The following is a 17409-nucleotide window of genomic DNA, read 5'->3' as shown; positions in this document are numbered from 1 at the left end:
ATCAGCCGATACGACAAAGCGAAGGGATGGATATTGAGCTTGGACACGAACTAATGCACCATCCACAAAACTGCGAAAGTTCTGCGGAATCTCAATTGTAAACTGCTCTGCGCCGTGCAGCCCCACTTGGCCGGAAATCTCCACCCCAGCCATTATACTTCAAATTCAGAGTTTGAATATCGAAGGATGGCTTTATTCAAAAAACATATGCCAGGGGAGGCCGTAGGCTCAACGATTCCCAAAAGTCTCGTGTGCTCTCGTCGGCGACCCTACACATATCTCAGCATAGGCTCTCGCACGGAATGCCATCCTTGTCGCGGTCGAGTTTCCCGCCCCAGGGGCAGTTGGCCAGATACCAGTTCGCCTCGTCGCAGGAGCTGATCTGCGGGCAGGTTCGGCGCGGCTGGCAGAAGTAGCTCTGCGCCACCTGAGGGCCGCCGATAATACCGAGCGGTTGGCTGCTAGATGGCTTAACGCCGTCTCTGTGCTCTGCCCGCCATTCCCAAGGCGCCTGAAATGCGCCAGCCCACAGACCGATCTTTGCCGCTTTGGCCTTCGCCTGTTGCCCTGCATAGGCCCCGTGACTATATTTGGGCCAATCCAACGCCAAGCCATTCTCGACCAGCCAGCCGGCCACGCTCTTGCCGTCTGTACGGTAGCAGTCGCCTACATAGCGGCCGTAGCGGTCCCAAGAGACGAATGTGCAGTGCGTGGGCCTGGAGAGGGTCAGGAACGTAACGAGGGCAACGGCCGACTTGACGCCGCACTGATATCGAAAGCCCTTGGAGTCGTCACACTGCTGCGCGGTCTCGGGCGCGTCAATGCCGTTGAAGCGGATGCGCTGTCCGTGAATCTCGATCGTGTCGCCGTCGATCACCGAAGCAATCCCGGCGATCGGGTCCGGTGAACGTCCAATCCAGTGGGAAACATTCAGGTCGGGTGCGTCTTCACTGTGCTGCAGGACGAACTGCGTCACGTAGGCGGCAATCGCCGCTATCGTCACGAACACCAGCCGCTTCGGAATGCTCGCCAGCAGACGTGCACGTCGTCGTTGTGCGCCTCTGCGTTTGCGCCATTGGTCGGACCGATTGTCGTATCGGGATTTGTCCACGCCCTCACTCCCCAAGAGGAATAGGCGACGCCGCCCGCACAAGCCAACAGAGGCCGCGCCGGCGCCCTAGGGTGTGGTCGCCTAACGGTCATCAATTCCCCGCTGTCTTGCTCCCCGAAGCCACCCCCTTAAACAGGGCCAGCGAGTCTACCCGATCCAGCATTGAACACATCTTGTTCGGGGAATCGAAATTGAAGCCCAAGCATTTCTGATCCATCGCACATGCCATGACACAATCGGCATATGCGCTAGGGACGTTCGAATAGGACTCACCCACCACAACGGTGTTCTTGTAGAAAACGAGACTGGAGTATTGAAGTTTACCCCCAACAACCTGCTTGGCTGCCATGGTGGCATCTGGATCCTTCACCAAAACAGATGCGTCCCCTTTCATGAAACATGCAGAGTGCTTTTTGTCGTATGTGATGGCAGCGCAGCGATTGTCGCCCTCGCATTGGGTCTGACATTGGTCGAATGATACATTCCATAGCGGCATACTCGGGAGGTCGGAGCCCATCGCATCCCAGCCATCCTGGGCAACGAGTTTGTTGGCCGCCTCGGCTCGGCCCGCTGGGGCCTCGTAGTCATTGGCGCTGAAGCTGCTTTTGTCGAGCCATACGCATTTCGAAGCGAGTTCCAAAGCTGATGCGTCATTCACACCGATGGACGCGAGAGTCATCGAAGGCGACACCGGCGCCTGCGGCCGCGCCGTTGGGGAGGCCCGGTTCACCAGGTCCACATTTACATCGACGCCATTAACAAGCCGGCGTGTGTAACACCAGGCATGGTCCCAAGTCGCATCGTGTTCGTCATTGAAATGATGGCCAGAAACCAAGGACCAATGCGAACCCTGCCAGTCGATTTCTCGAGTGAGGAACTTGTTGAAGTCCGCGGTTACGACGTCAGGTGGTTTTGGAGCCTGAGTCGGAGTTGTCGTGTCCGGTTTGGGAGTCACTTCGGGGGCAGGCGCTTCCGTCCGCTCCGTCTTACTGTCCTGGGGTAATTTCTCCGTTGTTGGTATCCTGTCGTCGCGTTTTTCGGTTTGCGTTGTGTCGACGACGGGAGGCAGCTGGTGGTCTCGCCCGAAGAACAGCGCCGCCCCGTAACCGATACCAACAGCAGCGATCGCGATCGCACCGCCCGTCATCATCCTCCTGAAGGCGTTTGCGCGGGCTATCTTGTCATGCGCTGCAGCCTCAGCCTGCAGCGTCGGGATGGCCGCCTGTTTGACGACCAGATCAACAGCCCGCTCAAAAAGGGCCGTGTTATGCCGGATCAGCACGTTTGCGACCACCCTTTGCAGACACCTTGACGAGATCGGCGACCTCCGCAGGCAAATCCTCGTTCAGCGCCTTTCGAAGAGCATCAGGATCGTCGGTCAAAACCGGCACATAGAGGATTTCTTTCACGACCTTCTCGACGGGAACCTCAACCCGTTTCTCGACCTCCCTGTCGACAACCACTTCAAAAGGGACCTTAACGGTGCGAACACGGCGCCAGCGCCATCTTAATAGCACTCGTCTGATCAGTCTCGACAGCCGGCTCTCAGAGCGGTCTTCGGCCTGTGCTGCAATTCTCTGCAAGCCGAGAGCCACCATGGCAGTGATCGGACCGGCCAATCCGGCAATTACGGCGAGCGAGCCGAACCAGATTGCCGCAACCTTTCCTGCTTGGGCCTCGCTTACTTCCTCCGGCTTTTCGCCGTACCAGCGAGCTGCGATGCGTCGAATCTGGTCTGTTCGAGCGAGCGGGATCCGCTTCTTTTCAAGTTCGCCCAATTGGCTCGCAATTTCGTCGCGCCGCGCCTGATTTGCAGCCAATACCTTATCCTGGGAGGCCTCCGCCGATTGGGCGGCAGCCAACGTACTCCGCGCCTGGTTGAGGCGCTGCTCCCAATCCGCGGCCGTGGCGTCCAGCGACTTTTCGAGGTCACTTCGCCGGTTTTGAAGCACCTGCTTCTGGTCGGTGGTCATCTCGGGGCTTTCGGCCCTCAAGCGGTCGAACTCTGTTCGGGCGGCCGCGATCTCTTGATCTATGGCGACGATTTGCGGTTCGTATTTCGCTTCCATCTTGGTGCGAGGATTGGCAAGTTTTCCGATCTCGTCTTCCCAGTGCTTCACGGACGCAGCATCGCCAGATTCTCGAGCGTCTTTGATCCGCTGGACGAAACTGTCCCTCTGTCTTTCAAATTCCTCTACGGCCTGCTTAACTTTGCCGTCTCGTTCGGCAATCAAGTCCGCTCGCCTTTGCTCGCTCTCGCGAACCTGTTCTCTTGCTCTGGCCGCCTCCGGCGTCAACACAGTGGCAGCCTGGAGTTCCGAATCGACATCGGCGATGCGGTCTTGAATCTCCTTGCGAGCTTTGTCGGCAAGCGCACTCACCTCTTCCAGATCCGCCCTTGCCTTCGCGACCTGGTCAGTCTGCTGCGCGGTCTGATCGGAGGCGGTCAGCTTCGCGCTCTCTCTGTTAAGCGTGTCGATCCCATCGGCCAGCTCCTCATATTGCAGTTCGCGAAGGGTGCCGGCTCGCTCCAGGCCCAGTAAGACCGTCTCAAAAGTGATACCGGCCAAAAGAAGAAGAAACACCAGGATAAACGGCTTCCATAACCAGGAGGCGCTGTACAAAAGGGTGGCTATCGGAATCTTCGTAAGCTCTGCGATCGAGACGATGAAGAACGGCGCACTGGCCAGAATGAGGTCCATCGCGGTTGCAGACTGACTTGCTTCGAAGGCTTGGACGCCCAATACAAGACCCGTGGCAAGGCCAATGATTGAAGCTATGATCTCCAGTGCCCACGCGCCACGGTATGTCCACTGGCCATAGCTGGCCAGCTTCTGGCTCATACTTGCGTACATCAGGCTCCCCGCCTCCCTATATCCCCAGTGCACCTTGCCACTCAACACCGGTCTTTGCATCAAAAATTGCCGTGCGCTTGGTGAATCTCCTTGATTTCGAGAAACATCGTTACTTTCACGCCTGGATATCGATAGAATATCTGTGGGACGACGGGCGCGAATACGGTTGCCCGTTAGCGGTTGAGCAACCCTGCGACGAGAACAAGTATCAACGCCGCGTCGCCACTCGAAATGCGCCGACAGCGCCTCGGACAAAAAAGCTTTGGCGAGGTGACGGCATCTCGTCGATATTTTCGGCTAACGCCTTCGGGCGCTTGCACCCAAGCTTTCGCGTGAAGCTCAATCCGGTGCCTGGAACCCCGGCATTTATTCGACGGCCCTGAGTCCCGATGTGAGCCCAGCGCGTGAAGGCCACTTCCCCGTCAGGACTAATATAAGTCGCGAAGGCTGGCATTCGGCTTTCTAGATAGTGATCGCATCAAATCGCCCTTCCGGACGAGATGAGTTGGACAGCGGGATGCCAGCTTTAGATGATCTCCTCCTGGTAGCTGTCAGTCCGCTTGTGATGCGGTGGACGGCTCTCCTCCCGCCCTGCGGTATGATCGTTGGGCCAGAAGCTGGAGGAGATCTATAATGGGCAACGTTACGACGATTGGTCTGGATATTGCGAAGTCAGTGTTTCAAATCCACGGGGTGGATGCGGCGAGTGAGGTTGTCGTTCGCAGGAAGCTGACGCGTGGGCGCGTGATGGCATTCTTCGAGAGCCTGCCACGTTGCCTGGTCGGTATCGAAGCCTGCAGCTCGTCGCATTATTGGGCGAGAGAACTGACTGCACGTGGCCATGATGTGAGATTACTGCCGGCACAATATGTGAAGCCTTATCTGAAGCGGCAGAAGAATGATGCCGCAGATGCAGAGGCGATCTGCGAGGCGGTCACTCGGCCGACCATGCGCTTCGTGCCTGTGAAATCACCCGAGCAGCAAAGTGTGATGATGCTGCACCGGGTCCGGTTGATGCTCAACCGCCAGCGCACGCAGATATCGAACGCGTTGCGGGCACACCTATCCGAGTTCGGGATCGTAGCGCCGATCGGGCGGAATGGGATTGAGCAACTGCTCGTGGTCGTCAACGACGAGAACGAGGCCAGGATACCAGCTGACGCGCGGCTATGCCTTGGCATGCTTGAGCGCAGCTCGGGGTCGTGAAGAAACAGATACTCGAGAACGATCGTAGGGTTCGGGCGAATGCGCGTGAGACCGAGCTTGGTCGCAGGTTGATGGAGATCCCAGGCGTCGGCCCGCTGCTGGCGAGTGCATTCGTGGCTACGGTCGCCGATGCGCATGCGTTCAAGTCGGGGCGCTGTCTATCGGCATGGATCGGACTCGTGCCGAAGCAGAACTCGAGCGGGGGAAAGGAGAGGCTCGGCAGTATCTCCAAGGCCGGCAATCGCTACTTGCGGCAGTTGCTCGTGGTGGGTGCGATGGCGGTCATCCGCTATGCCGAGCGCAACGGTACCAGGAGGGCCATGGCTCGTGCAGTTGATGGCGCGGCGAACAGCCAAGGTTGCGGCGGTTGCGTTGGCCAACAAGACCGCCCGGATGGTCTGGGCACTGATGACGAACGGCGAGCGCTACAGGGACCCGGTCATCGCATAGAACAAGATAAGGCGAGCGATCGCTGACGAGGTTGGAAAGGGCGGACAGGAGCTAATGCACAAAGCCGGTTGATACCGCCGGATCAGGAAAACCCACTGGGGCCGTGCACCTCGAGTGCGAGCTTACGATCGGGACCTGAGACGCGCGAATGGCATTATGGCCAGCGGCACATGATAGGCCGCACCTACAGGTCGGATACATGGCCGCACCAACCAGCAACGGCAACGCTCAAAGAATCCCTTGCCAACGGAGAGCCGTCCATACACGGCCCCTGAGCGGACACTCTTCACACTAGGCTCATCATTTTCAGGAACAGCATCGACCGCGACCAAGATAGCTGCAGCTTGGCAAGCGAACCCGGCGAACATCAGCCAGGCCGCCGCGCGATGAAAATGGAAATCTCGCCCGTCGAGATACCCAACGGGTAGCGCGAAGTCGTCGTGCAGCGCACCATACGCTGCCAACCCACCAGCAATGCCGCGATGGCTGCCGCCAACCCACCATCGCTTCGATTCTTCTCCTTCCGATCCCATTTCAGACGCACAGCTTGAGATGGCCGCTCCGAGGCGCGGCGTGCGCACCATCGACGAGGAGAGCGAAGCCGACGGGAATGCGTAGGCAGTCACAGCATTTTTCTCTCCTGTCTTTCCAGACGATGCGCTTCGCCTCCCTCTATCTCCACGCCGGCGACTGCCGGCGTTCAAGCAAGAACGGCGTATAAGCCGCAGTCCTTCGCGCGTCCGCAACGGTGGACGGGTGTCGCGCGGAGGACGGAGGAAATTCGCCCCCGCCGCGGGCGGTAAACGGGACAGCCGTAGGAGCGTCAGCATAGCGCCGGCCGCAGGACGGGACGCGGGACCGACTGTCCCCGTCCGCGGCGGTCCGCCAGTCTTGCACCGTTTCGGCTCGCCTCAATTGCGTGGCAGCTTGTGAATTTCCAGCCTGACAGGCCCGCCCCTGTCACAACTCGTGCAGAAAAGCGCGCGCTCGACTGAACTGAACAGAGCGCCTTTTCCATAGCGTTCGATGAGCCCGGCAGGCTTTACCGTTGCATGGTTCGAACAGGATCTGCACCAGGCCCGCAACACATGCCATTCGCGAAGATCTCCGAGCGCAATATCGAGACCGGCGTGAACGCTGCCGTCGATGATGGCCTGCGGTGCGATCTTCACTTCGCCTGGTGTCAGGATTTTCTCCATCACATGCCGACTGTTGTAGTGGATCAGCAACATGCCCGGCCGGCGCCGGATGGCGGCTTGCCAGGCTGCCTGACTCACTGTCGAGTCAGGGGAACGCGAAATGGTTTCGGACAAAGCCTGCTCCTCGCGATCCCATACCTCGATCCGAAAATTGTCTTCCGCTGTTTTCGCCATAGCTTCGCCGGCCAGCGCGATTGACGCCGGCCATGGTTTGCTGCTCAAGATTACGCTGAAATAAGGAACATATTCCTCTCTCGTCAAGGGCGCTCTTGACACTTTGTTCTCATTTTGTTCACTATTGGCTGACTAGCCCAATAGGAGGCGAACCATGGAACTTCGCTTGAACATTGAGGACGCCACGGCGCAGGAGCTTGCGCGCGGTATCGCGGCAGCAGAAGCAGTGTTTGAACGCGCCGGCATTACGGCTTTGCAGGGTGCGGAAGGCCTGTTTGCGTTGGAAAGCTGGGATATTAAGGGCTTTCCCGAGGACGATAAGCCTACCGCGGAGGAGGACCGAGCCGCCACAATTTGGTTGGAGGCCGACGAGGCTGCCGCGGTTGCATGTTGTGCGGGCTGGCCGGAAGAAAAAGTTCCGCACCATCAGATCATGGAATTGATCGACATTCCCCGCACGAAATTGCAAGCTCAAGCGGATCCAGACACCTGGCCGCAGCGGAAGCAACTTTATCCTGATGTCGTCAAACGCCTGGAGATTTCGACCGGTCCGGATCGCCACATCGATTTCGATATTGCCTTCGTTCTCGGTTGGGTTCCCGAGCGGCCGACGCTGGATCGGGTTGAGCCGCTCTCGGAGGATGGCGACCGCATCCCCTTCTTCACCAGTGACCTTGCACAGGTTAAAGAGATGGCACGCAAAGCGCTTAAGGACTGGACCATCGAGATTGATCGAGATCCCTGCGATGCCCATGTTTTCGACCCATTCGCCAGCGATGACGATGATGAATTGCGCATGGCGGCATGGCGCGATTTCGACGGTTCCTTGCATATGGAAAAGCCGCCGGCAAATCCTGCAATCGCGCTGATCTTGGCAATGATGCGCGGCCAGTCCATGCATTTCGAATAGTGATCAAACGCAGGTCGGAGCTTACCAACGCCGTCGGCGATCGATCGCGACTGGCCACACCAGGTTGCGTTGCCGGACGATCTCTGCACCGAGCGGAACTTCACCATGATCGCGAAGTTCTGCCAGGAACGAGGGCTTAAGCACCAAACGCGGCACGTGCAGGCGAAATGGCCGAATGGCAAATATGAAAGCTATCGGCTCCACTGCTTCGGCGATGCCGCATCTGCACAGGCGTTCCGTAATCACTTCGATGGGCTGATGTTCGATCCAAGGCGGGATCGGGAGAATGGAAAGGTGCGGGGCGCCTGGCGCCGTACGGGCGAATACACACCGGTTGTCAATCTTGGTCCCCTAAGCGTGCCGGAGATATTGCGCAGCTGAGTCACGAGCTTTCGGGGCGAACTGTCTCCACCGACAGCGAGCCGGCTGGAAGCGGCCGCAAAAGCTCAGCCTCGGCCTTCGTCAGGTTGATCCAAGCCGCCCAGTTCTCGGGCTGAAGGACCACGACCTATCGATTGTGGTGCGGCGCAACATCCGGCCCGGGGTCGGTCGTCAGCATGGTGAAGGTGGGCGGCTTGTTGCCGACAGCTTCGCGCCAAAGCCCAGCGACGGCCATGAATGGAGAGCCGTTCAGCGTGAAGCGATGTTTCGCCTTCGGATATTTCGTTTCTGTGAATTCGAAGAACGCTGATGCGGTAACAAGGCAGCGTTGGCTATTCCCGAATTGCCGGCCTTCGGAGCGGAAGTTGAACACCGGGCCGCCCTTTGGTCCTGTCGGTGGAAATCCGAACGTCATCGATGCCAGTTCGATGGCATCGTCTGCAACGCGCATTATCGGCGCTGGATCATTGATGCGGACGTCGTCTGCTTGTGGCAAATCGAGTTCGGTTTGGTGGGCGGGGACTTTGAGCGCAAGCGACGCCATCATCCGGCAATAGTCGGACCAAACGACATGCTGCTCGTAATCGTTGCACATGGACGGGTCCGACCTCAGTGCTCTGTCTATACTACGGAATGCCGACACCCGATGGAAAGCGACCGGCACTCAACCCAAGAATCCCGTTCAACCAGAATACCGGCCTTCTTTGCGGCCTCAACAAGTACCTTGCGAGCACCAGCGGCCTCTTCCAGTCCCTCAATAAGACACCAATGGCATTTTTTCCACAGGAGGGGTGCATCGAAATTGGTACTGCCCTCTTGTGCTTCCGTAGCGCTTCCGCGCAAGCGCGAGGACAATTGCTAAATAATCCTCGGCTAACTATCTGCTATTTATGCTACAATTGGCGCACCCGACAGGATTCAAACCTGTGACCTCGGCCTTCGGAGGTGCGGGCTAAGCGTGGATGGGCCCGTTGCTTTCTTTCGGCCGCGACCTACTGGCCCCGACGGAGCGCAATCGCCTTGCGCCACAATCGTGTGCGGGTTTGACAAGTTTTCCGACCTCTTTTTTTGCGGCAAGACCAACGATTTGACGCTGATTTGCGCACATCAATATCAACGGCTCCTATCACCTGTAGACGTGTGCAGTTGGCGGCCGATGGCGTGCCAATGGAACTCCCGCGGACGGTCTCCGAGCCGCCGGATGGCACAAACTAGTTCCTTCGACGAATTGACAGCTCGGTGACCAACTTGGGAAACAAGCTTCACCATGACGGGCATTTCCCTGAAAAAGAATGTGACCGAACAGACAAGGGAAAGTTTCGAGAGCGGGAGGACAGCGTGAACGGGCACTCGGCCGGCCATCATGAAGATCGCGTCCAGGCTGCGATCAATTCCGACGCGGCAGCAAAATCGGCATTGGTCGCTTCGTGGCAACGCTCCTCGAACCTGCACCGGCTTGATCCCGCCGAGCGCAAATCGCCCAAGCGTCTGACGGAAGCCGAGTTCAGAAGAGCCAGGCAGAGGATAGAGCCGCTGCAAGTGGCGGCGCAGTCCAGCCTCGACAGGCTCTATCTCGCGGTTGGCGGCGTTGGGTGCTGCGTGCTTCTGGCCGACCTCGACGGAGTTCCGGTGGATCGCCGTGGCGCTGCCTCCGACAACGAGACCTTCGAGGAATGGGGACTGTGGACGGGCTCGGTCTGGGGCGAAGAGAGCGAAGGCACCAATGGCATCGGAACATGTCTCGCCGAGCGGCGAGCGCTGACAATCCATCGTGATCAGCATTTCTATGCACGCAATACGCTGCTGAGCTGCACGACAGCGCCGATCTACGATCACGAAGGCAACCTCGCAGCGGCGCTTGACGTATCGTCTTGTCGCGCCGATCTCACCGAGGCGTTCACCAATCTGATCTCGGTCGCGGTCGCGGACGCCGCAAAGCGAATCGAGGCGGAGAACTTTCGCCGGGCATTTCCCCGTGCGCGCGTCCTTCTCCTTCCGGAAACGAATGGTGGGCTCGGCGGGCTCATCGCGATCGACTCCGACGATCTCGTGGTCGGAGCGACGCGACCGGCGCGGATCGCGCTGGGCATTTCCCAAGGATCGCTGACACGAAGCTTGGCCGCAATGGACGTGCTGAGTGGCGCCGAAGGGATGGAAGGCAGCCTCGACCGGGCCGAGCGCGCTGCGCTTCAGAGAGCCCTGGCTCATACCTCGGGGAACATTTCAGCGGCCGCCGAGGCGCTCGGAATCAGTCGGGCGACTCTGCATCGCAAGTTGAAGCGCTTCGAGTTGGGGCGTTCTCACTGAGTTTGCGACCGAAGTGTCTCAGTTCTGCGACACTCGCACGAACGACCTGGTTTCGGCGGCCTGACAATCAGCATCTGCGCAAGCATATCTCCTCCACGCGTCGCATTCCGCGGCGTCAGCTTTGGGAGGTAGATGTGAACAAGGTTGAATTCTCGCGCTCGGTCAGGGTGCCCTTCGACAAGCGTTATGGCAATTTCATCGGCGGCAAATGGGCCGAGCCGCGCTCCGGTCGCTATTTCGAAAACTTCTCGCCGGTAAATGGCGGGTTGCTGTGCGAGGTGGCCCGCTCTGACGCTCAGGACATCGAGGCTGCCCTCGACGCCGCGCATGCCGCCAAGGACACCTGGGCACGCACCAGCGTGGCCGAGCGGTCGCTCATCCTCAACCGCATCGCCGACCGGATGGAGGAAAACCTCGATCTTCTGGCGTGCGCCGAAACCTGGGACAACGGCAAGCCGATCCGTGAAACCACCGCGGCCGACCTGCCGCTTGCCATCGACCATTTCCGCTATTTCGCCGGCGCTTTGCGCGGCCAGGAAGGCAGCCTTTCCCAGATCGACGACGATACCGTCGCCTACCATTTCCATGAGCCGCTCGGCGTGGTCGGCCAGATCATCCCGTGGAACTTCCCGCTGCTGATGGCATGCTGGAAGCTTGCTCCTGCAATTGCCGCTGGAAACTGCGTCATCCTGAAACCTGCCGAGCAGACGCCGGCCGCCATCATGCTGTGGGCCGACCTTGTCGGCGACCTGCTGCCGCCGGGCGTGCTGAACATCGTCAACGGCTTCGGCCTCGAGGCCGGCAAGCCGCTCGCGTCCTCGCCGCGCATTGCCAAGATCGCGTTTACCGGCGAGACCACGACGGGCCGGTTGATCATGCAGTATGCCAGCCAGAACCTGATCCCCGTCACGCTGGAACTGGGCGGCAAGTCGCCCAACATCTTCTTCAAGGATGTCATTGCCGAGGATGATGATTTCTTCGACAAGGCGATCGAGGGCTTCGTCATGTTCGCACTGAACCAGGGCGAGGTCTGCACCTGCCCGAGCCGCGCCCTCATCCATGAAGCGATCTATGACAGGTTCATGGAGCGTGCCCTCAAGCGTGTCGAGGCCATTGTGCAGGGCGATCCGCTCGATCCGGCCACGATGATCGGCGCACAGGCCTCGTCCGAGCAGATGGAAAAGATCCTGTCCTACATCGACATCGGCCGCCAGGAAGGCGCTCAGGTGCTGACCGGCGGCGCGCGCAATGTGCTCCCTGGCGATCTGGCGGGCGGCTACTACGTCAAGCCGACCGTGTTCAAGGGCCACAACAAGATGCGCATCTTCCAGGAGGAGATTTTTGGACCGGTTGTTTCGGTCACGACCTTCAAGGACGACGCCGAGGCGCTGTCGATCGCCAACGACACGCTCTACGGCCTCGGCGCCGGCATCTGGACGCGTGACGGCAACCGTGCCTACCGCTTCGGCCGTGCGATCCAGGCCGGCCGGGTCTGGACGAACTGCTACCACGCCTATCCCGCGCATGCGGCCTTCGGCGGCTACAAGCAGTCCGGCATCGGCCGCGAGACCCACAAGATGATGCTCGACCACTACCAGCAGACCAAGAACATGCTGGTCAGCTATACCCCCAAGAAGCTCGGCTTCTTCTGATCGACTCTTTGGCTCATTGGCGCGGTCCTGGCACGGCCGCGCCATAATTTTGAAATCGGAAAAGACCATGCATGCGAAAGTCTCGGCGACGCCGGCTGCCCTTGAACTGATCGCGGAGATTGTTGCCGGTCATGGCCCGGTGCTGTTCCATCAGTCCGGCGGATGCTGCGACGGGTCCTCGCCGATGTGCTATCCGTCGGCCGGATTCATCGTCGGCGACCAGGACGTGCTGCTTGGCCACATCGGCGACGCACTGTTCTACATCGGGGCATCGCAACTCGAGGCCTGGAAGCATACCGATCTTATCATCGACGTGGTGCCTGGTCGCGGCGGTATGTTCTTCCTCGACAATAGACGGGAGAAGCGGTTCCTGACCCGGTCGACGATCTGCGCCGTATAGGCGAAAACATGCCGGTTTTGATTTCGAGCAAGGAAGGCGCCGTATCGATCTTTACGTTCCGACGATGATCTTCAATCTGCTCATCGGCACCGTCGTCATAAGTCTAACGGTCTTGATCCACCCGTTTGGTCTGATCGCCGTCACGCATGCGATGAGATACTTGGTGGCACGGTTGGTCGACCGCCTATCTGATCGCGGCAGGCACCCGCATCGGCCCGTTCAAGGCTGGCGAACACTTCTGACCGGGCCGATGTTCACACCGCTACCGAATGCCTGGCTTTGCCGGTTTCGAGATATTTGTCGAATTTCGCCGCGACGCTTCTGACAAAGGGGCGACTTTCCACCGGCACGACGAAGCGGTCACCATCAAGTTCAAGCAACCCCTCGGGATCACGCAGGGCGGTGGAGCTTGCCTTGAGCAGAAGCCTTTGGCCAGCTGCGCCAAAGCGCTCCACCAGTTCGATCGCCGAGAACGCAAAATCACACATCAGCCTCTCGATGATCCAACCGCGAACGCCGTCGTCGTCGGAAAGCGCGATACCGCGCACAGCCGCCAATCCACCGTCCGACACCATGCGTCCATACTCCGCGGTCGACGGCATGTTCTGCGCATATCCTTGGCGAAATTGACTGATGGATGATGGTCCCAGGCCGATCAATGTTTCGCAGCGATCCTCCGTGTAGCCTTGGAAATTGCGGCGCAGGCACCCGGTTCGGGCCGCTACGGCCAACGCATCGTTGGGCCTGGCGAAATGGTCGAAGCCGACGGCTTCATATCCCGCGTTCAGCATAAGACAAGCGGCCAGTTGTGATTGAGCAAACCGCTCCGCCGGACCCGGCAACCATGCCTCGTCGATCATCGTCTGATGCTTCTTGAACCAGGGCACGTGCGCGTAGCCAAACAATGCCATCCGATCCGGCTCCAGGGTCAACGCCTGCGCGACGGTGGAGGAGACGCTCTCCCTGGTTTGGTGTGGCAAGCCGTAGAGCAGGTCCAGATTGACCGAAGCGACGCCGCGCGAACGAACGCCGTCCACCACCGCTTTGGTCTGCAAAAAGCTCTGCTCGCGGTTAATTGCCTTTTGCACCTTCGGGTCAAAATCCTGAACGCCGAGGCTTGCCCGGGTCATGCCGATCTCGGCAAGCGCATCGAGCCGAGCATCATCCATATCATTGGGATCGATTTCGACGCTGATCTTGGCGTCCGGAAGGAAATCGAAGTTCGCACGCAATGCTTCACCCAGCATAACCATGTCCTCGGGCTTCAGCATCGTCGGAGAGCCGCCACCGAAGTGGACGGCGCGCACGCCCGCCTTGCCGCCGACAATACGGGCAATGGTGGCGATCTCGGCATGCAACGAGCGGAGATAGGCCGTCACCGGTTCATAGTGACGTGTCTGCTTGGTGTGACAGGCACAGAACCAGCAGAGCCTGTCGCAGTAAGGAATATGCAGATAGAGTGAAATCTCATCACCGTTCTCAAGCGCTTCCAGCCAGCTTCGATAGACAAGGGCACCGACGCCCGGGTGGAAGTGCGGCGCGGTCGGGTAGCTCGTATAGCGCGGCACGTTCTCAGCAAGTCTGGCAAGCAATTCCGGCCGCATGTCTCTACCCGCTCCACTTTGCATGGCGCGACAATGATTGCATTGGACACCGGAAGCCTTGATTTCGGTCAATGCCGTCTTGCCGCGGACAAACTGCCGCAAGGCTTTTTCTCGGACCGATGCTATATCCTGCTGGAACTTCGAATTTCTCGGGCGATCGTGGTGACAGTGCGTCAGGATGTTCACAGCGCCGGCATTCCCGTGCTTTGCCAATCGTGCGAAGCACGGCACCGCGGCGTTTGCGGCGCGCTCGATCCCGATCAATTGGTGGGGCTGGCCAAGAGCTCATCGAAGCACAGTGTTGAACCAGGCGTTGAACTGATTGGCGACACCGAGACCGTCGACAGCTATTCGAACGTGCTTTCTGGCGTCGTCAAGCTGACAAAGAGCCTTTCTGACGGACGCCAGCAGATTGTTGGCCTCCAGTTCGCCCCCGATTTTCTAGGCAGGCCCTTCAAGGTGGAAAGCGCGATCAACGCCCAAGCCGCAACCGCCGTTTCCGTGTGTTCGTTTCCAAAGGCGGCCATCGAACGGATGATGAAGGAATCACCGGAGCTTGAGCATCGTCTGCTCAAGCAGGCGCTGAATGAACTCGACGAAGCCCGCGACTGGATGTTGACGCTGGGGCGGAAGAGCGCTTCGGAAAAAGTGGCGAGTTTTCTCCTGATGATCGCCAAAAACATCGACCCCACGCTTGACGCGGCCGCCCAGTCGACATGTTTCGATCTGCCGCTGACCCGCGCGGACATCGCCGATTTCCTTGGTCTGACCATCGAAACGGTGAGCCGCCAGCTGACCAGGCTGCGATCAGATGACGTGATCCGGATAGAGAACAACAGGGAAGTGACCGTCGACAGCCTGGCCCGGCTGCAGCGACGCTCTGGCGCCTAGGCTCAATCGACGACGCCGATCATCGGCAAGACGTGCTCGCGTTCAAAGGCGATATGCCGGCGCATGCTTTCGAAGAAACCGCGCAGCATGAAGCCGACAGCCTCGGCATTCTCGACCGGCTCGCCATGGCCAATCGCCAGCAGGATTTCAGTCACCTCGCCGGCAAAGCACTCGTCCTCGACGTGTTCGGCACGCAGTCGCCGGGTTGAAGCATCGCCGCCGCTTAAAGCGGCCTCGTAGGCCGGAAAGATCACCGTCTCTTCGTATCGATGAATGCTGCGCAACAGCGGAACTATCGCGTTTGCTGCAGCCAGGGATGCCAGGCAATCGACCTTGGGCAGGGTGTCGGCGATGCTTTCCAGGGCATCGCAGAGCTGCAGCTTTTCCAGATGCGCACGCTTCATCACCGCCGCCGGGACCGTTTCTCTGTCAGATCGACCTGCCAGTATCGAACTGGCGCGACTTGTTTCGAACAGCGACGATGCCGGCTCCCTCTCCCTGTTCAATAACAGTCTCCTGATCGTTTGCGGTTCGAGGCTGCCCAATCCAAATGCAAATGGCTTTGACATGGATCAAGGCGGCGAAGGGGCGACTGCTGAATTGCTGTTCCTGCGGATTGACGTCCGCGCATCGGAGTCGACCTCGGGGACATGTCATGAAGTTCGGCACGCACATCTTCGCTTTGAGCCTGTTCACATTTGCAGCTTTTGTGGCTGCCGGCTTCGGCGTTGACGAGCCATTCCGACAGCATATGTGGGTGCTCTTCTTGGTGCTGCTCGGCTTTGTCGCTATTCTCCTTCGCAACACGAGTTTCGCGCCGGCAGTCGCGGTCGATCCATCAGCCTATATGGATGGTCCCATCCGCTACGGGGCTATCGCCACAATGTTCTGGGGTGTCGTCGGCATGCTTGTCGGCGTCGTCATCGCGTTGCAGCTTGCGTACCCGGATCTCAACATCCAGCCGTGGTTCAATTTCGGCCGCTTGCGACCGCTGCACACGTCGGGCGTCGTCTTTGCCTTCGGCGGCAACGCATTGCTCTGCACGTCTCTCTATGTCGTGCAACGAACCTGCCGCGCCCGCCTGTTCGGCGGCGATCTCGCCTGGTTCGTGTTCTGGGGCTACCAGCTTTTCATCGTCATGGCCGCGACTGGCTACCTGCTCGGCATCACTGAAAGCCGCGAATACGCGGAACCCGAATGGTACGTGGACATCTGGCTGACCATCGTCTGGGTCGCCTATCTCATCTTGTTCCTCGGCACGATCCTGAAGCGCAAGGAGCCGCATATCTACGTCGCCAACTGGTTTTACCTCTCCTTCATCGTGACCATCGCGATGCTGCATGTGATCAACAACCTGTCGATGCCGGCCTCCTTCCTCGGCTCCAAGAGCTACTCCGCCTTTTCCGGCGTCCAGGACGCCCTGACGCAGTGGTGGTACGGCCACAATGCCGTCGGCTTTTTCCTGACCGCCGGCTTCCTCGGCATGATGTATTATTTCGTGCCCAAGCAGGCGAACCGACCGGTCTATTCCTACCGCCTGTCGATCGTCCATTTCTGGGCGATCATCTTTCTCTACATCTGGGCCGGGCCCCATCACCTGCACTACACCGCCCTGCCCGACTGGGCGCAGACGCTCGGCATGGTGTTTTCGATCATGCTGTGGATGCCGTCATGGGGCGGCATGATCAACGGCCTGATGACGCTGTCGGGCGCCTGGGACAAGCTGCGCACCGATCCGATCATCCGCATGATGGTGATGGCCATCGCTTTCTACGGCATGTCCACCTTCGAAGGCCCGATGATGTCGATCAAGACAGTCAACTCCCTGTCGCATTATACCGACTGGACCATTGGCCATGTGCACTCTGGTGCGCTCGGCTGGGTCGGCATGATCTCGTTCGGCGCGATCTACTTCATGGTGCCGAAGCTGTGGAACCGCGAACGGCTTTATTCGCTGCGGCTCGTCACCTGGCACTTCTGGCTGGCGACGCTCGGCATCGTTGTCTATGCCGCGGTCATGTGGGTGTCCGGCATCATGCAGGGCTTGATGTGGCGCGAATACGACGAGCAGGGCTTCTTGGTCTACTCCTTCGCCGAAACCGTGGCCGCCATGCACCCCTACTACGTCATGCGCGCGATCGGCGGAGCCATGTACCTATCCGGCACCCTGATCATGGCCTGGAACATCGGCATGACCATTCTAGGATACCAGCGCGAGGAGGAGCCGATGCCCGGCTCTGTACCCGCCCTTCAGCCTGCCGAATAAGGA

The 17409-nt window shown here is 59.3% G+C and carries 13 protein-coding genes and 2 pseudogenes; 8 read left to right on the top strand and 7 right to left on the bottom strand.

Annotated elements, in window-relative coordinates:
- Positions 1 to 280 precede the first annotated feature (280 nt).
- The 3 genes from FJ527_RS21780 to FJ527_RS21770 form a co-directional block, all read right to left on the bottom strand.
- Complete coding sequence (locus FJ527_RS21780; RefSeq protein ID WP_246677763.1) at positions 281 to 1111, bottom strand: thermonuclease family protein; 831 nt, start codon at positions 1109 to 1111, stop codon at positions 281 to 283.
- Between the two features lie 91 nt (positions 1112 to 1202).
- The gene (locus FJ527_RS21775) at positions 1203 to 2405 is read right to left on the bottom strand and encodes a PAN domain-containing protein (RefSeq protein ID WP_140661299.1); all 1203 of its coding nucleotides are present in this window, start codon (positions 2403 to 2405) and stop codon (positions 1203 to 1205) included.
- Positions 2377 to 3954 (bottom strand): hypothetical protein, encoded by a 1578-nt coding sequence (locus FJ527_RS21770; protein WP_140619259.1) that lies wholly within the window; start codon positions 3952 to 3954, stop codon positions 2377 to 2379. Before FJ527_RS21770 ends, FJ527_RS21775 begins: the two co-directional genes overlap by 29 nt.
- Positions 3955 to 4599: 645 nt before the next feature.
- Between FJ527_RS21770 and FJ527_RS21765 the strand changes: the two are divergent.
- Positions 4600 to 5622: pseudogene (locus tag FJ527_RS21765) on the top strand (IS110 family transposase).
- A gap of 911 nt (positions 5623 to 6533) precedes the next feature.
- On the opposite strand, the gene FJ527_RS21760 reads toward FJ527_RS21765, so the two are convergent.
- Positions 6534 to 7082 carry a hypothetical protein gene (locus FJ527_RS21760; protein WP_246677762.1) on the bottom strand — a complete coding sequence of 183 codons (549 nt, stop codon included), beginning with the start codon at positions 7080 to 7082 and terminating at the stop codon, positions 6534 to 6536.
- 67 nt (positions 7083 to 7149) lie between these two features.
- Between FJ527_RS21760 and FJ527_RS21755 the strand changes: the two genes are divergently transcribed.
- Together FJ527_RS21755 and FJ527_RS21750 are read left to right on the top strand one after the other, a co-directional pair.
- Positions 7150 to 7905 carry a hypothetical protein gene (locus tag FJ527_RS21755; RefSeq protein ID WP_140619257.1) on the top strand — a complete coding sequence of 252 codons (756 nt, stop codon included), beginning with the start codon at positions 7150 to 7152 and terminating at the stop codon, positions 7903 to 7905.
- 105 nt (positions 7906 to 8010) lie between these two features.
- Entirely contained in the window at positions 8011 to 8286 is a 276-nt protein-coding gene (locus FJ527_RS21750) for a hypothetical protein (protein ID WP_140619255.1), read from the top strand.
- A 1-nt stretch (position 8287) separates the two neighbouring features.
- Here the strand turns inward: FJ527_RS21750 and FJ527_RS21745 are convergent.
- A pseudogene (locus FJ527_RS21745) lies at positions 8288 to 8881 on the bottom strand (SOS response-associated peptidase family protein).
- A 743-nt stretch (positions 8882 to 9624) separates the two neighbouring features.
- Here FJ527_RS21745 and FJ527_RS21740 point away from each other — a divergent pair.
- The 3 genes from FJ527_RS21740 (at position 9625) to FJ527_RS21730 (ending at position 12645) form a co-directional block, all read left to right on the top strand.
- Positions 9625 to 10593 (top strand): helix-turn-helix domain-containing protein, encoded by a 969-nt coding sequence (locus FJ527_RS21740; protein ID WP_140619313.1) that lies wholly within the window; start codon positions 9625 to 9627, stop codon positions 10591 to 10593.
- Positions 10594 to 10727: 134 nt separating this feature from the next.
- Positions 10728 to 12245 (top strand): aldehyde dehydrogenase, encoded by a 1518-nt coding sequence (gene adh, locus FJ527_RS21735; RefSeq protein ID WP_140824027.1) that lies wholly within the window; start codon positions 10728 to 10730, stop codon positions 12243 to 12245.
- Positions 12246 to 12312: 67 nt separating this feature from the next.
- On the top strand, positions 12313 to 12645 hold the full coding sequence (locus FJ527_RS21730; RefSeq protein ID WP_140619252.1) for a DUF779 domain-containing protein: 333 nt from the start codon (positions 12313 to 12315) through the stop codon (positions 12643 to 12645).
- Between the two features lie 254 nt (positions 12646 to 12899).
- Here the strand turns inward: FJ527_RS21730 and hemN are convergent, their stop codons facing one another.
- Positions 12900 to 14249: an oxygen-independent coproporphyrinogen III oxidase gene (hemN, locus tag FJ527_RS21725; RefSeq protein WP_140619250.1), complete on the bottom strand. Its 1350-nt coding sequence runs from the start codon at positions 14247 to 14249 to the stop codon at positions 12900 to 12902.
- A 162-nt stretch (positions 14250 to 14411) separates the two neighbouring features.
- Here hemN and FJ527_RS21720 point away from each other — a divergent pair, with 162 nt between their 5' ends.
- Complete coding sequence (locus FJ527_RS21720; RefSeq protein WP_140619311.1) at positions 14412 to 15140, top strand: Crp/Fnr family transcriptional regulator; 729 nt, start codon at positions 14412 to 14414, stop codon at positions 15138 to 15140.
- Positions 15141 to 15142: 2 nt separating this feature from the next.
- Here the strand turns inward: FJ527_RS21720 and FJ527_RS21715 are convergent, their stop codons facing one another.
- Positions 15143 to 15685, bottom strand: a complete 543-nt coding sequence (locus tag FJ527_RS21715; protein WP_348641128.1) for a hemerythrin domain-containing protein — start codon at positions 15683 to 15685, stop codon at positions 15143 to 15145.
- 110 nt (positions 15686 to 15795) lie between these two features.
- Between FJ527_RS21715 and ccoN the strand changes: the two genes are divergently transcribed.
- The gene (gene ccoN, locus FJ527_RS21710) at positions 15796 to 17406 is read left to right on the top strand and encodes a cytochrome-c oxidase, cbb3-type subunit I (protein ID WP_140619248.1); all 1611 of its coding nucleotides are present in this window, start codon (positions 15796 to 15798) and stop codon (positions 17404 to 17406) included.
- Positions 17407 to 17409: the final 3 nt, after the last annotated feature.

The organism is Mesorhizobium sp. B2-4-18 (assembly GCF_006441385.1).
Taxonomy (GTDB): domain Bacteria; phylum Pseudomonadota; class Alphaproteobacteria; order Rhizobiales; family Rhizobiaceae; genus Mesorhizobium; species Mesorhizobium australicum.
The sequence above is the reverse complement of the archived record's forward strand: the minus strand, read 5'-3'. Positions and strand labels throughout refer to the sequence as shown.